We start from the raw sequence: 13,852 nt of genomic DNA on the forward strand, positions 1-13,852 counted from the left end.
AAAGGATGAGTGGGATGAAAGTGAATAAAGCTTTAACAATTGCAGGGTCTGATAGCGGAGGCGGCGCTGGGATTCAGGCGGATTTAAAAACATTCCAAGAGCTTGGTGTGTATGGAATGACGGCTATTACAGCAATTACTGCTCAAAATACGCTAGGCGTTCAAGGGGTATATCCTGTTTCTTTAGAAGGGATTACGGAGCAGCTTAATTCAATTGGTACGGATTTAACGCCAGATGCTGTAAAACTGGGAATGTTATTTAGTAGTGAAATTATTCAAATTGTGGCAGAGCATATTAAGAAATTTGGCTGGAATAATATTGTGCTAGATCCTGTTATGATTGCTAAAGGCGGTGCGTCATTATTACAACAAGAAGCAGTACAAGCATTAAAAGAATATTTATTGCCAGTAGCAACTGTTGTAACACCGAATGTTCCTGAAGCAGAAGTGTTAACTGGAATGGAGATTCATAATGTAGAAGATAGTAAGGAAGCTGCAAAAGTATTGCACGAATTAGGTGCTAAATATGTTCTTATGAAGGGCGGACATGCAGAATATCAAGGTAATGAAGTAATTGATTTACTCTTCGATGGTGAGCAGTTTATTGAATTTAGAAGTGAACGAATTCCTTCGAAGCAAACGCACGGAAGCGGGTGTACATTTGCGTCTGCAGTTACAGCAGGACTTGCTAAAGGGTATTCAATTGAAGAGGCAGTTCAAGAGGCGAAACAATTTATTAGCATAGCGATTGAAGAGCCATTGAATATTGGAAGTGGTCATGGGCCGACGAATCATTTTGCATATAAATTGAATAAAGCGCGTGCATAAGTGAAAATTCAACCAGTGGGGCTATATCCTCACTGGTTATTAACGTTAATGATTAATAGAAGTTTAATATATGGTAGTGAATTTGATTGGGGTATCTTGTTTAAATGCGCCCTTTTAGATAAATAAAGTATATAAAAGGTGTGATGATATTAATATTAAAAATATAAGGTATGGAATCATAGCTTTCTTATTATTACTTAAGTATTTACTATAAATTAATAACAAACAAGAAATTTAAAAAATGATTTCTAGTGTAGTACGGAATTCAGTATAACTAGTAATAGTAACTAAAATCGCTAGAATTAAAAGTAACGAATTACTTAGAATGTTTATTATTTTAATAAAATTATTCTTTTTATCCTCGGTCATATAGCATCCTCGTTTCACGTTTGATTTTTAATCATTTCTTTATTTAGTATTATTACAATACGACTCATGAAAATTCCTATTGAATATAAATATTTATAATGTCTAGCAACAATGAAAAATCCATTTTAAGGATTTTTCATTGTTTACTTTTTCCAAATACAGGAGTAATATATCAGCCAGAATACATTTTTTGTAATACGCTGAATTCAAATTTATGGAGCGGAGGAACCAATTTGTGCGTCGTCACTAGGGGTGAATCTTTCAATGTTGAAAGTAGGGCTACTCTCAAAGTCCGAATCCGACAGCTAACTTCGTAAGCGTCTTGAGAGAGGACGGTGCCATGATGGATACATCACTTCATCGGTCTGATTAGTATAGGAGAATATCAATCTATGTTTGAGTTCTTTTATGCTAAGGAGGATGAGGTACATGGAACTAACACTTATTTGTGTTGGAGAAAAAAACAAGGTAAAGAGTTTAAGAGAGCTAGTAGCATTTCAGCATGAGTTAATTATTTTTACAGCAAATGAAGAGATAGCAGATCAAGTTAGAAATTGTGGATTTGATTGGACTTATAGCTGTACTAAGGAGCAGGATTTTACTAGTATTTGCGAGCATATTAAGAAGGTGATTTTACTAGGGGATGAGCTTCCGATAGTTAGTTTCTTCACAGAACACATTCGTTTTTCTTTTCAAGCGCCTATTACTGTTGTTACAAAGAATAAACGCTATCCGGCCAGGCTCTATGAAACAATTGGAGCTAAATTTGTAGTGTTTACGAACTGTGATAATATTTCTTTTTTATTTTTTGAATAAGGTGGGGGAAATGAAGATGAAAGTGTTGTTACTAGGAGATATAGCGAATCGTTGGGCGATATCGGTAGAGAGAGTTCACGAATTGGTAGTGCTCGATCCTCTTTTTCCAGGGCCATATATTATATTACCATCAAAAGATGTTTTGTATTTAGAGACGGATATTACCGAATATGAGCAGTTACATGCAGAATTATCACAAGTTTATATTCGAGGGAGAAATTTGCGTGCTTTTTTGCGTGGAGAATAAAGGTTGAATGAAAAAAGAGCGAATGCTGAGTGCAACAAGCTATGCACTTCATGTAATTCGCTCTTTTTATTTCATATTTAAAAGATCATTTTTATGAAAAAGAAAGAAAAGACAAGAAAACAGATGAAAAAATATTAATAACACTCAATGTAAACGCTTAAATGACGGAATGTTTTCGTATTTTAAGAAATTCTCCTCTTTACAAGTTAAATATAGAGGAGTATATTTACTCTCATAAATCATTCATGAAATTTCCAAAAAAAACCTAAAATCGCTGAGTTCCAGAAATGGAGCGGGGGAACCAATTTTGTGCATTGTCACTTGGGGTGAATCTTTCAATTTTGAAAGTAGGGCTACTCTTTAGGCCCGAATCCGACAGCTAACCTCGTAAGCGTTTAGAGAGGAGGTTTACTTTGTGTTGTTCGTTTCGAACACTAAGTAGAGCTTAGTGTTCTTTTTTTGATAACTAAATGGTAAATTTTAACAAAAGGTGAGGGGTAGTTATGTTAGATGTTGTAATGATCGGTATTTTTGTTGGGTTAGTCGCATCAATGGCAAGTCTTGCAAGTTGGTCAGATAAAGTTGTGAAAGAAGGGAAGCAATCATGATGATTGCCTTATCGGTTATTGTTGCAGCGATTACGGTGTACTTAGTGTACGCATTATTAAATCCAGAAAAGTTTTAATTAGGGGGAATCATTCATTATGATTTGGGTTGCAGTCGTTATTACAATGCTCTTGTTTATTCTAGTAGCAAAGCCAACGGGGATTTATTTAGAAAAAGCTTTTCAAGGTAGCAAAACGCTAGATAAAGTATTCGGGCCTTTTGAAAAACTTATTTTTAAAATTACGGGTGTAAAAGAATACAATCAAACGTGGAAACAGTACGCATTATCACTCGTTTTACTCAACGGATTTATGATTGTTGTTGTATATTTCATTTTCAGATTACAAGGTGTGCTGCCGCTAAATCCAGCGCATATTGAGGGAATGGAGCCTACGCTTGCTTTTAATACAGCAATTAGTTTTATGGCTGATACAAATTTACAGCATTATAGCGGTGAAAATGGTTTGTCTTATTTATCACAATTAATCGGGATTACATTTTTAATGTTTGCAGCACCAGCAACGACGTTAGCGCTCGTTATGGCTTTTATAAGAGGACTCGCTGGAAAAGAACTCGGTAACTTTTTCGTTGATTTTACGAGAGCATTAACGAGAGTTTTTCTTCCTATCGCATTTATTGCGGCGTTAGTCTTTGTCGCACTTGGTGTACCACAAACGTTAGACGGAGCAGTTACAGCACAAACAATTGATGGTGCGAAGCAAAGTATTTTACGTGGTCCAGTTGCATCATTCGTTTCAATTAAGGAACTTGGAAATAACGGCGGTGGATTTTTCGGGGCAAACTCTACACATCCTTTCGAAAATCCAGGGCAAATGAGTAATATTTTGCAAATGATGCTTATGATGTTATTGCCAACAGCACTTCCATTTACGTACGGACGAATGGTAGGAAATAAAAAACAAGGTCGTATCCTTTTCGTTTCACTATTCATGGTGTTTTTACTAGGATTTATAACGATTACAACATCTGAATTACATGGAAATCCAGTGTTAAATGGAATGGGTATCGAACATGTGCAAGGAAGCACAGAAGGAAAAGAAGTACGATTTGGAACAGTATTTTCTTCACTATACGCAACAGTAACGACAGCTGCTGAAACAGGGGCCGTGAATACGATGCATGATACGTTAACACCAATTGGTGGTTTAGTACCACTCGTAAATATGATGTTAAATACAGTATACGGCGGTGTTGGAGCAGGATTTGTGAACATTATTATGTATGCAATTATTGCAGTCTTTATATCTGGGTTAATGGTTGGACGGACACCAGAGTTTTTAGGTAAGAAGATTGAAGGTAAGGAAATGAAATTAATTGCGGTAACGATATTATTTCATCCATTGCTTATTTTAGGATTTTCGGCATTAGCTCTTTCAACAAGTTTAGGAACGGATGCAATTTCTCATTCAGGTTTCCACGGTTTAACGCAAGTTGTATATGAGTACACATCGTCAGCTGCGAATAACGGATCTGGATTTGAAGGTTTAGCAGACAATACACCGTTTTGGAATATTACGACTGGTTTAGTTATGTTTTTAGGACGTTATTTCAGTTTAATTACTATGCTAGCTGTTGCAGCTTCACTGAAAGAGAAGACGGTAGTACCAGAAACAGTCGGGACATTCCGTACGGATAATGGTTTATTTGGAGGGATCTTTATCGGAACAATTGTAATTGTTGGTGCGTTAACATTCTTCCCGATGTTAGTACTTGGCCCAATTGCAGAATTTCTTACATTGAAGTAATGGAGGGTAAATGATGAGACCGGTAGTAGTAAAAGAAAAAAGAGTAAATGAATCACAAATACATGCTGTAGAAGATGAGGTTAGACAAGCGAAAACGATGGATCGTGATATCGTGACACATGCGATGAAACAATCCTTTGCGAAATTGAATCCGAAAGTAATGATAAAGAATCCGATTATGTTCGTTGTGGAAATTGGATTTATCATTACGTTAATTTTATCCTTTCTTCCAAGTAGTTCTAGTAGTGTACCAGGGTGGTTTAATATAACAGTTTCTCTCATTCTATTATTTACAGTTTTATTTGCTAACTTTGCAGAAGCTTTAGCTGAAGGGCGTGGTAAAGCGCAAGCTGATTCTTTAAAACAATCGAAGAAAGATGTGTTTGCAAATGTTGTAAAAGAAAATGGAGATATTGTTCAAGTTTCAGCAACTGATCTGAGAAAAGGTGACGTTGTTATTGTAAAACAAGGAGAAATGATTCCAAATGATGGTGAAGTAATTAAAGGTTTAGCGTCTGTCGATGAATCTGCAATTACAGGGGAATCAGCTCCTGTAATAAAAGAGGCGGGTGGCGATTTTTGTTCAGTAACAGGCGGTACGATGGTCGTAAGTGATGAGATTACGATTGTAATTACGAGTAACCCTGGCGAATCATTTATTGATAAAATGATTTCTTTAGTAGAAGGAGCTGCGCGTCAAAAAACGCCGAATGAAATTGCCTTAAATACAGTATTAACGAGTTTAACTCTAATTTTCTTAATCGTCGTTGTGACGTTGCCGATTTTTACAAACTATTTAGGGTTTCAAATTGATACAGCTGTACTTGTAGCATTGTTAGTTTGTTTAATTCCAACGACAATTGGTGGGTTATTATCAGCGATTGGTATTGCTGGGATGGACCGCGTAACAAAGTTTAATGTATTAGCGATGTCAGGGAAAGCAGTAGAAGCTGCGGGTGATATTAATACGATTATTTTAGATAAAACAGGTACAATTACTTTCGGGAACCGGATGGCACATACACTGCTCCCTGTAGGGAATGAAACGATTGAGCAAGTAGGAAAATGGGCGGCGATTAGCTCAGTTTTAGACGAAACACCAGAAGGCCGATCAGTTATAGAATATGTACAAACGAAATCTATATCATATAATAGAGAACTTGCAGAACAAGGTGAATTTGTTCCGTTTAAAGCAGAAACGAGAATGAGTGGTGTTGATTTAAAGGACGGAACGAAAGTGAGAAAAGGTGCTGTTGGTGCCGTGATTGAATGGGTTCAATCGCAAGGCGGGATGATTCCAAAAGATGTGAATCAAAAAGCAGATTTAATTTCAAAAGAAGGCGGAACACCACTTGTAGTTGCAGTAGACAATCGTATTTACGGTTTAATATATTTAAAGGATACAGTGAAACCTGGTATGCGTGAACGTTTTGAACAATTGCGCCAAATGGGGATTAAAACGGTTATGTGTACAGGTGATAATCCGTTAACAGCAGCAACAATTGCAAAGGAAGCAGGAGTAGATGAATTCGTTGCTGAGTGTAAACCAGAAGATAAAATTGCGGTTATTAAAGCAGAACAAAAAAAAGGGAAACTTGTAGCGATGACAGGTGATGGTACAAATGATGCCCCGGCATTAGCGCAAGCTGACGTTGGGTTAGCGATGAATAGTGGTACGACAGCTGCGAAAGAAGCAGCAAATATGATCGATTTAGATTCGAATCCAACTAAAATTATTGAGGTTGTAGGAATCGGTAAGCAATTGTTAATGACACGAGGTGCGTTAACGACGTTTAGTATTGCAAACGATATAGCAAAATACTTTGCAATCATTCCAGCGATGTTTACATTAGCAATTCCGCAAATGGAAGCATTGAACATTATGAAATTAACATCGCCACTTTCAGCGATTTTATCAGCATTAATATTTAATGCAGTTATTATTCCACTACTAATTCCGTTAGCGATGAAAGGTATTGCATATAAACCGATGAGTTCTAATGCATTGCTTAGCCGAAACTTACTCATTTATGGGCTTGGTGGAGTTATCGTTCCATTCATTGGAATTAAAGTAATTGATATAATTGTCGGCTTGTTCATATAAGGAAGAGGGGAAAAAGATGGCGAAAAAACAAAGTATACTTTCACCAATTATTCGTATTACTTTTACATTTCTAGTTTTGTGCGGCCTCGTATACCCGCTTATTGTAACTGGTATTGCGCAAGCGGTAATGAAGGATAATGCGGATGGAAGTCTTATATATAATGATAAAGATGAAGTAGTTGGTTCAAAATTAATCGGTCAAAATTTCACAGATCCACGTTATTTTCATGGACGTGTCTCTAGTATAGAATATAAAGCAGAAGCATCTGGTTCAAATAACTATGCACCGTCTAATCCAGATTTAGCAAAACGAGTTGAGAAAAGTATTGATGACTGGAAGAAACAAAACCGGGCCGTTCCAGTTACAGAAGTACCGATAGATTTAGTGACGAATTCAGGTTCAGGGCTTGATCCTGACATTAGTCCGAAGGCGGCTTCCGTACAGGTAGATCGCATCTCGAAATTAACGAATATTCCGAAAGAAAAGCTAGATCAATTGATTAAGGATCAAACAGAAGGAGCTGCACTCGGTTTATTTGGAGAGGATCGTGTAAACGTCTTAAAGCTAAATTTAGAATTGCAGAAATTAATGAAATAGTAACAGTGCTACCTCAATCTAACGGATTGAGGTAGCGTTGTTTCGAAAGAAAGGTTGTGAGTGTTTTGTATGCGGATGACTATAAACCGACGTTTCAAAGGCGAACGCCAGAAGAGTATTTAGAATATATTCGGCAGCAAAATCGCGGAAAGTTAAAGCTATACGTAGGGGCTGCACCTGGAGTTGGGAAAAGTTATAAAATGCTATTTGATGCAAGAGAGATGAAAAAAGACGGTATTGATATTGTAGTTGGTTTAATTGAAACACACGGTAGAAAAGAGACGGAAGAAGCAATTGCTGATTTAGAAAAAGTTCCTTTAAAAGAAATAGATTATAAAGGGAAAGTATTTTATGAACTTGATGTAGAAGGAATTATAAAGCGGGCACCACAAATTGTTGTTGTGGATGAACTTGCGCATAGTAATATTCCCGGGTCGAAAAATAAGAAACGTTACATGGATGTGCAGGAATTGTTAGATGCCGGTATATCTGTATTATCAGCGTTTAATATTCAACATTTAGAAAGCGTTCATGATATTGTAGCTCAAATTACGAATGTCAAAGTACGAGAGCGTATTCCAGACTTTATTTTACAAAAAGCAAATGAAATTCAGCTTGTTGATGCAACACCTGAGGTACTCCGGAAGAGATTAATAGATGGAAAGATATATAAGGAAGAAAAAATTCAACAAAGCTTACAAAACTTCTTTACGATAAATAATTTAGGGGCATTAAGAGAGTTATCACTTCGAGAAGTTGCAGATGATATGGATGAGAAAATTAGCCAAACAGTAATAGAACCGATCGGTGTGAAAGAAAAAATTCTCGTTTGTGTACAATACAGTTCAACAGCAGAGAAATTAATACGGAGAGGTTGGCGCATGGCTGATCGGCTAAATGCTGAATTGTATGTGTTAAACGTTGAAAGAGAAAATATAGATTCTATTTCAGCAGGCAAAAAGCAAACGATTGAAGAATGGAAATCGCTAACGAATCAATTTGATGCGAGCTTTGTATTAGAAGAAGCAAAGGGAAGAAAGCCCGCTGATGTTATTATTGAAGTTGCAAAAAGACTACAGGTGACACAAGTTTTACTTGGGCAATCGGCGAGAACACGGTGGGAAGAAATACGAAAAGGTTCTATTGTAAATGAAATTATGAGACAAACGAAGTATATTGATATTCATATCGTTGCTGATCAAAGAGCTTAGAATAGAGACTGGATTGTTGAGGAGTCTCTATTTTTCTTTATTTCAAGCCTTTTGAATATAATTTCTGAAAGAACTCATATATAATAGAAAAAGATACTTAACATAGTGAATAATTAAAGAGTCAATATATATAAAGAGGAGAGAATAACATGCTTGAAAATACGGGGTTAGTATTAGAAGGCGGCGGTATGCGTGGTGTATATACGGGCGGGATATTAGAATATTTTATGGAACAAGATTTATATTTTCCATATGTAATTGGTGTATCAGCTGGTGCTTGTCATGCAGCGTCGTATCTTTCCAGACAAAGAAATAGAAATAAAACAGTAAATATTGATTATGCATCACATCCGCAGTATTTATCGTATAAAAACTTGTGGAAAAAACGTCAGCTATTTGATATGGAATTCATTTTTCATGAAATTCCAGAAAAGCATGTACCGTTTGATTTTGAAACATACTTTAATAGTCCAGAGCGTTTCCTTGTAGGAACAACTGATTGTGAAACAGGACAGTCTGTTTATTTTGAAAAAGAGGGAACGAATGATGATGCACTAAATTTATTGCAAGCATCTAGTTCATTACCTTTCATTGCACCGGCAGTAAACTACCGAGGTAAGCAATTGTTAGATGGCGGGATTTCAGATCCGATTCCAGTTCGTAAAGCACAGGAAGATGGATTTGAAAAATCAGTCGTTATTTTGACGAGAAATCATGGTTACGCGAAGAAAAAATCAAAATTTGGTTGGATTGCAGCAAAGGCTTATAAGAAGTATCCAAACCTTGTAAATACGATGCTGAATCGTTATGAAGTGTATAATGAAACACTTCACTACATTGAAAAAGAAGAGCAAGCGGGTAATTTATTTGTTATTCGCCCAGAAGTGCCGCTTCAAGTAGATCGTATGGAAAAGGATACGGCTAAATTACAAAGTTTATATGAGCAAGGCTATGAAGATGCAAAGAGACAATTTGCAGATTTACAGGCGTTTTTGCAAAAATAATAATTAGGCTGTGGAGAAGGAGTTCTCTGCAGCCTTTTTTATTATTGGTTTCAATACCGAATGTTGGTTATATACATTTTTGGGTTATGGTATAATATGGATAAAAGTATGTAGAGAGGTGATACATATGGAAAATGTATATAAAGGGCTTAGACATACTGGATTTACTATGTTGCTTATTTTTGGTGGCGTATTTCTACTGCGCTGGTTCATTCATGATGAAATGTTATTAGATCAGCTTATTGGTTTTAGTATAGGAATGGTAATGGTTATTTCATCAGTGTTCATTCAAAAGTATAGTAAAGAATTGCAGGTAAATGAGAAATATTAAAGGTTTCTAACCTCTTTTAAGTAGTTTGGTCGTAGAGGAGGCTTTCATATGACTTTTTTATTTGCGGTATATTTTGTTTTTATTATGACATTGTTAATTACATTTCTTCTTTCTAAAAGATCATTTGAGAAGCCTTTTATTAAATATATACCAGCGTTCATATTGTTTATTTTGGCTTTCATTTCTTCTATTATTTTTATATTTAATAACGGAATGGGAGAGCTTATGATAGCAATCTTCTTAGGTGTTACAGCAATAGCGAACGGTCTTTTGCTTTTTGCGTTGAAAGTAGTTAGTGTGATTGTTGCAAAAGGAAAGTAGCGCATCGGAATTCGATGCGCTACTTTTTTATTTACGCTTCTTTTTAATAAATGAAAAGGCTAAAGCTGCAATTAAAATACTGCCTTTAATGATATCTTGCGCATAATAAGGAACGTTCATCATTGTAAGGCCGTTTAATATGATTCCAATTAATACGGAACCAAGAAATGTTCCGATGACATTTGGTTTCTTAGCACCGAACATTGCATAACCGATATAGGCAGCTGCAACTGCATCCATTAATAATGGGGCGCCAGCTGAAACTTGTCCTGTTCCAACGCGGCTACATAGAATAATACCGCCAATAGAGGCAAGTAAACCGCTAATCATATAAGCATATACACGGTAACGATCAGTAGGAATACCAGCTAGTCTAGCAGCTTCTCGATTCCCACCTGTCATATAAAAGAAACGACCGTACGTTGTTTTTTCTAAAAATACATATGCAATTAAAACGACGATAAGCATGATAATGACAGGGACTGGAATTCCTAACACAGAACCTTGACCGATAAATAAAAAGGATGGAATAAAATGTCCTTTGGCACCAGACATTCCTTCATAAATAGAAGATCCTTTTGAAAATGTTAAGTGTAGTCCATTCACGATATACATGATACTTAATGTAGCTAGTAAATCTGGTAGTTTAATTCGGATAACGAGTAGTGCATTTAATAATCCAACTAATAGCCCACAAAGAATAGGAACAAGGAGTGTGACTAATAGTTCTTGTCGATATAAAACGAGACAGGAAGCAGCGGCAATGGTTGCTAAACTAGCGGTAGAGCCGACTGATAAATCAAATCCATCTACAATTAATGTAAAGGTAACACCAATTGCAAGTAACGTTACGATAGAAATGGAACGTAAAATATCACTAATATTGTTATATGTTAAAAAAGAATCGTTGACGATAGAGAAGAAAATTGTAACACCTATAATGATAGCAATCGTACTAAATTGATAAAAAAGATGAGTAGGTAAATATAGTTTCTTAGTTTTTGTTTTATGAACGAGATTCAATGGAATAACTCCCTTCAGATAAATGTAAAAGCTGTTCAGGAGATAGTTCGTCTGGTAAGTATTCACCTACAAATTCTCCGTTTGCGAGTATAAGAATGCGATCAGCGATATGTAGTGCTTCATCTTGTTCTCCTGTGAAGTAAATTACGGAACTTCCGTTTTCAGTAATGTTACGAATGAATTGAAAAATGTCTTGTTTTGCAGCTATGTCTACACCTTTAGTTGGCTCGTCCAAAAGAAATAGATTCGGTTTGAATCCATGCCACTTTGCAATGGAGACTTTTTGCTGGTTTCCACCGCTAAGTGAATGGATAAATGCTTTTGGGTCATTGGGTGAAATGCTGAAAGAAGAAATTGCTGTAGTAGCATTATTTACTTCGGTTTGCTTTCGTCTCCAACCTGATTGGTGTAAATTAGTGTGGCTTATAATATCTTCCGAAAGAAATACGCCTTGTTTTCTTCTTTCCTCTGGTACAAGTGCGATCTTTGCTTTAATCGCATCTCGCGGTGTTTTAATTGTTATTGTTTGACCATCTATTTCTGCGTGATAAGTATGACGAGTACCAAATAACGTTTCAGCAAGTGTTGTTTTGCCACTGCCAATTAATCCGTATATCACAACAGTTTCACCTTTCCGTACGGTGAGAGAAAGGGGAGAATGGTCTTTGTGTAATGGAAGTTCTTGTACTTTAAATAATTCTTCGTTCCCTCGTTTTGGCGCTGTATTAATAGGAAGTGTAAGTTGTTTTCCAGTCATCGCTTCCACAATTTGTTGATCTGTAACCTTTGTAATCGCTTCAGAAAGTGCAACTTTACCGTTATGTAATACGGTTACATCATCCGCGAAATTTCGAATCTCTGATAAACGATGAGAAATTAAGATGATGCCAATTCCTTTCAATGTTAAATCTTTTAATAGTTGCCCGAAGGTTTCAACTTCTTTCGGTCCAAGAGAAGAAGTAGGCTCATCTAATAAAAGATAATTTGTATTGTTGGATAAAGCTCTTGCGATAAGAAGTAATTGTTTTTCATGTAATGAGCAGTTTGAAACATCTTCCGAAACATTTAAATCAGCCTGTACAGTTTGCAAATGTTGTTTAGCGAGTGAGACTAATTTTGACTTTGAAAATAGTACTTTATTTTGCATTGCTAAATGATCGATTAGTACATTTTCTAATACAGATAATCCAGGAATAAGTCCGTGATCCACTTCTTGTGTTACGAAAGAAATACCATGCTTTTTTGCATCGCGTGGTGAAGTAAAGGAAATAGACTGATTATCAATTTTTATATTCCCAGCAACTGGTTGAATTTCACCAGTTGCTATTTTTAGTAAAGTACTTTTTCCTGCACCATTCATTCCTAGTAAAGCGTGAACTTTTCCTTTTTGTATGTTAATAGAAACATTTTCTAGTACAGGGGTAGAGATGTGATAAGAATGTGTAATGTTTTGAAGAGAGAATGTCATCATTTTTTCTCCTTCTCTAATTTTTTCATCCAAGGTGAATATGCATCTTTCGAGTCTCCCCAACCGTTTATATGTTTTGATAATTGATCCATCGTTATATTTTCTTGTGGCAAACTATTTTTCTTTACTAAATAAGGTTCTAGTGAATAAATATCTGGCGTTTGTTCACCAGCGATTTTCTTGTATAAGAAACGCACTTGAACTTTACCGACTTCAGCTGGATCGGTTGCAGCCGTAGCAGTCCAAGGTGAATTTTCTTTTTGCATGAGTTGTAAATCTTCATTACTTAAGTCAATGCTGTATACTTTTATATCTATACGACCAGCTTGTTCGAGTGCTTTGACGGCCCCCTTAGCAAACTCATCCCACGAAGCGAAAATAGCTTGTAAATCACCTTTTTTCGGATATTTTTTTAGTAAAGCCTCTACTTGTGTTTGCGTATCGAGTGGTGTGTTATTACTAGCGGTACCAAAGCGTGCAACTTCTTTTATATTTGGATAACGTTTATAAAAAGCATCAATGATAATATTGCGACGTTCCATTGGGGCAAATCCGCCAACCCATACGACGGCGATATTCCCTTGTCCATTCAAATCTTCCGCTAACGTTTTTAATGATTTCCATGCAAGACTATAGTCATCTTGATCAATAATCGTTACGCCTGGTAAGCGTAGGTCGTTATCAAATGCAACTACAGGAATATTCGCTTGTAATGCTTTTTCTACTCCGGGTTTTAGTGCTTCAGAGCGACCGTGATCAATTAAAATACCATCAACTTTTGAATTAATAGCAGTATCTAGATTTGCTGCCATTTTTGCTAAATCATTATCAGAATTGTAGACTTGCACACTGCCGCCGAATAGCTCGACTTGTTTTTTGACACCCTCAATATATTGAGAGGAAAAAGTTCCGATGGACATTTGCATAATTAATGCGATTTTTAATGGCTTTTTTACTTGGCTTGAAATTTCTGTTTGTAAATGATTTGCTGCTGTAGTAGTTTCTTTCTTCACCGTTTGTTGCTTTTGTGAAGAGATAGCATCTTGTTCATTTGTGCAAGCTGTTAATGCGAGTAAGAGAATAATGAGTACGGTGGAACATAATTTTTTCATAAAAAAATCCCTCCTAAATTAAGAAAAGAGAGGAGGGAGTGAAAATAAA

Annotated in this window: 15 protein-coding genes and 2 riboswitches; of the genes, 12 read left to right on the plus strand and 3 right to left on the minus strand. The window is 36.1% G+C overall.

The window, feature by feature from the left end:
• The first annotated feature begins 5 nt into the window (after nt 1-5).
• From thiD to NSS97_RS04035, 12 genes are all read left to right on the plus strand, one after another.
• Entirely contained in the window at nt 6-827 is an 822-nt protein-coding gene (gene thiD / locus NSS97_RS03980; protein WP_107887843.1) for a bifunctional hydroxymethylpyrimidine kinase/phosphomethylpyrimidine kinase, read from the plus strand.
• Between the two features lie 557 nt (nt 828-1,384).
• Nucleotides 1,385-1,532: riboswitch (cyclic di-AMP (ydaO/yuaA leader) on the plus strand.
• 93 nt (nt 1,533-1,625) lie between these two features.
• On the plus strand, nt 1,626-2,012 hold the full coding sequence (locus NSS97_RS03985; protein WP_131929383.1) for a hypothetical protein: 387 nt from the start codon (nt 1,626-1,628) through the stop codon (nt 2,010-2,012).
• A gap of 16 nt (nt 2,013-2,028) precedes the next feature.
• The gene (locus NSS97_RS03990) at nt 2,029-2,259 is read left to right on the plus strand and encodes a hypothetical protein (RefSeq protein WP_061675212.1); all 231 of its coding nucleotides are present in this window, start codon (nt 2,029-2,031) and stop codon (nt 2,257-2,259) included.
• Nucleotides 2,260-2,521: 262 nt separating this feature from the next.
• Nucleotides 2,522-2,667: riboswitch (cyclic di-AMP (ydaO/yuaA leader) on the plus strand.
• Nucleotides 2,668-2,762: 95 nt separating this feature from the next.
• Nucleotides 2,763-2,867: a SipW-dependent-type signal peptide-containing protein gene (locus tag NSS97_RS03995; RefSeq protein ID WP_000887888.1), complete on the plus strand. Its 105-nt coding sequence runs from the start codon at nt 2,763-2,765 to the stop codon at nt 2,865-2,867.
• Nucleotides 2,864-2,944, plus strand: coding sequence for a K(+)-transporting ATPase subunit F (kdpF, locus tag NSS97_RS04000; protein ID WP_000972378.1), 81 nt, complete (start codon nt 2,864-2,866; stop codon nt 2,942-2,944). The genes NSS97_RS03995 and kdpF overlap by 4 nt, the downstream gene beginning before the upstream one ends.
• Nucleotides 2,945-2,963: 19 nt before the next feature.
• The gene (kdpA, locus tag NSS97_RS04005) at nt 2,964-4,631 is read left to right on the plus strand and encodes a potassium-transporting ATPase subunit KdpA (RefSeq protein ID WP_088294126.1); all 1,668 of its coding nucleotides are present in this window, start codon (nt 2,964-2,966) and stop codon (nt 4,629-4,631) included.
• Between the two features lie 13 nt (nt 4,632-4,644).
• Nucleotides 4,645-6,735 carry a potassium-transporting ATPase subunit KdpB gene (gene kdpB / locus NSS97_RS04010; RefSeq protein ID WP_341111643.1) on the plus strand — a complete coding sequence of 697 codons (2,091 nt, stop codon included), beginning with the start codon at nt 4,645-4,647 and terminating at the stop codon, nt 6,733-6,735.
• A 16-nt stretch (nt 6,736-6,751) separates the two neighbouring features.
• Entirely contained in the window at nt 6,752-7,333 is a 582-nt protein-coding gene (kdpC, locus tag NSS97_RS04015; protein WP_016101775.1) for a K(+)-transporting ATPase subunit C, read from the plus strand.
• A 56-nt stretch (nt 7,334-7,389) separates the two neighbouring features.
• Complete coding sequence (gene kdpDN / locus NSS97_RS04020; RefSeq protein ID WP_100248418.1) at nt 7,390-8,544, plus strand: KdpD-like non-kinase potassium sensor; 1,155 nt, start codon at nt 7,390-7,392, stop codon at nt 8,542-8,544.
• Nucleotides 8,545-8,693: 149 nt separating this feature from the next.
• The gene (locus NSS97_RS04025) at nt 8,694-9,548 is read left to right on the plus strand and encodes a patatin-like phospholipase family protein (protein ID WP_044444609.1); all 855 of its coding nucleotides are present in this window, start codon (nt 8,694-8,696) and stop codon (nt 9,546-9,548) included.
• Between the two features lie 127 nt (nt 9,549-9,675).
• The gene (locus NSS97_RS04030; protein WP_000432819.1) at nt 9,676-9,879 is read left to right on the plus strand and encodes a hypothetical protein; all 204 of its coding nucleotides are present in this window, start codon (nt 9,676-9,678) and stop codon (nt 9,877-9,879) included.
• A gap of 48 nt (nt 9,880-9,927) precedes the next feature.
• Complete coding sequence (locus tag NSS97_RS04035) at nt 9,928-10,200, plus strand: sugar ABC transporter ATPase (RefSeq protein WP_107887849.1); 273 nt, start codon at nt 9,928-9,930, stop codon at nt 10,198-10,200.
• Nucleotides 10,201-10,227: 27 nt separating this feature from the next.
• On the opposite strand, the gene NSS97_RS04040 is transcribed toward NSS97_RS04035, so the two are convergent.
• The 3 genes from NSS97_RS04040 to NSS97_RS04050 are packed head-to-tail and all read right to left on the minus strand — an operon-like array spanning nt 10,228 to nt 13,803.
• A complete protein-coding gene (locus NSS97_RS04040; RefSeq protein WP_001054978.1) occupies nt 10,228-11,223 on the minus strand; it encodes an ABC transporter permease in 996 nt (331 codons plus the stop codon).
• Nucleotides 11,207-12,694, minus strand: a complete 1,488-nt coding sequence (locus NSS97_RS04045) for a sugar ABC transporter ATP-binding protein (protein WP_107887915.1) — start codon at nt 12,692-12,694, stop codon at nt 11,207-11,209. The genes NSS97_RS04040 and NSS97_RS04045 overlap by 17 nt, the downstream gene beginning before the upstream one ends.
• Nucleotides 12,691-13,803, minus strand: coding sequence for a substrate-binding domain-containing protein (locus tag NSS97_RS04050; RefSeq protein WP_107887850.1), 1,113 nt, complete (start codon nt 13,801-13,803; stop codon nt 12,691-12,693). The genes NSS97_RS04045 and NSS97_RS04050 overlap by 4 nt, the downstream gene beginning before the upstream one ends.
• Between the last annotated feature and the right edge of the window lie 49 nt (nt 13,804-13,852).

The sequence above is a fragment of the Bacillus sp. FSL R12-0074 genome, assembly GCF_038005725.1.
GTDB lineage: Bacteria > Bacillota > Bacilli > Bacillales > Bacillaceae_G > Bacillus_A > Bacillus_A mycoides.

Excerpts from the sequence above, each read along its gene's own strand:
- thiD (WP_107887843.1), top strand. The coding sequence starts at position 6 with ATGAGTGGGATGAAAGTGAATAAAGCTTTAACAATTGCAGGGTCTGAT.
- NSS97_RS03985 (WP_131929383.1), top strand. The coding sequence starts at position 1,626 with ATGGAACTAACACTTATTTGTGTTGGAGAAAAAAACAAGGTAAAGAGT.
- NSS97_RS03990 (WP_061675212.1), top strand. The coding sequence starts at position 2,029 with ATGAAAGTGTTGTTACTAGGAGATATAGCGAATCGTTGGGCGATATCG.
- NSS97_RS03995 (WP_000887888.1), top strand. The coding sequence starts at position 2,763 with ATGTTAGATGTTGTAATGATCGGTATTTTTGTTGGGTTAGTCGCATCA.
- kdpF (WP_000972378.1), top strand. The coding sequence starts at position 2,864 with ATGATGATTGCCTTATCGGTTATTGTTGCAGCGATTACGGTGTACTTA.
- kdpA (WP_088294126.1), top strand. The coding sequence starts at position 2,964 with ATGATTTGGGTTGCAGTCGTTATTACAATGCTCTTGTTTATTCTAGTA.
- kdpB (WP_341111643.1), top strand. The coding sequence starts at position 4,645 with ATGAGACCGGTAGTAGTAAAAGAAAAAAGAGTAAATGAATCACAAATA.
- kdpC (WP_016101775.1), top strand. The coding sequence starts at position 6,752 with ATGGCGAAAAAACAAAGTATACTTTCACCAATTATTCGTATTACTTTT.
- NSS97_RS04025 (WP_044444609.1), top strand. The coding sequence starts at position 8,694 with ATGCTTGAAAATACGGGGTTAGTATTAGAAGGCGGCGGTATGCGTGGT.
- NSS97_RS04030 (WP_000432819.1), top strand. The coding sequence starts at position 9,676 with ATGGAAAATGTATATAAAGGGCTTAGACATACTGGATTTACTATGTTG.
- NSS97_RS04035 (WP_107887849.1), top strand. The coding sequence starts at position 9,928 with ATGACTTTTTTATTTGCGGTATATTTTGTTTTTATTATGACATTGTTA.
- NSS97_RS04045 (WP_107887915.1), bottom strand. The coding sequence starts at position 12,694 with ATGATGACATTCTCTCTTCAAAACATTACACATTCTTATCACATCTCT.
- NSS97_RS04050 (WP_107887850.1), bottom strand. The coding sequence starts at position 13,803 with ATGAAAAAATTATGTTCCACCGTACTCATTATTCTCTTACTCGCATTA.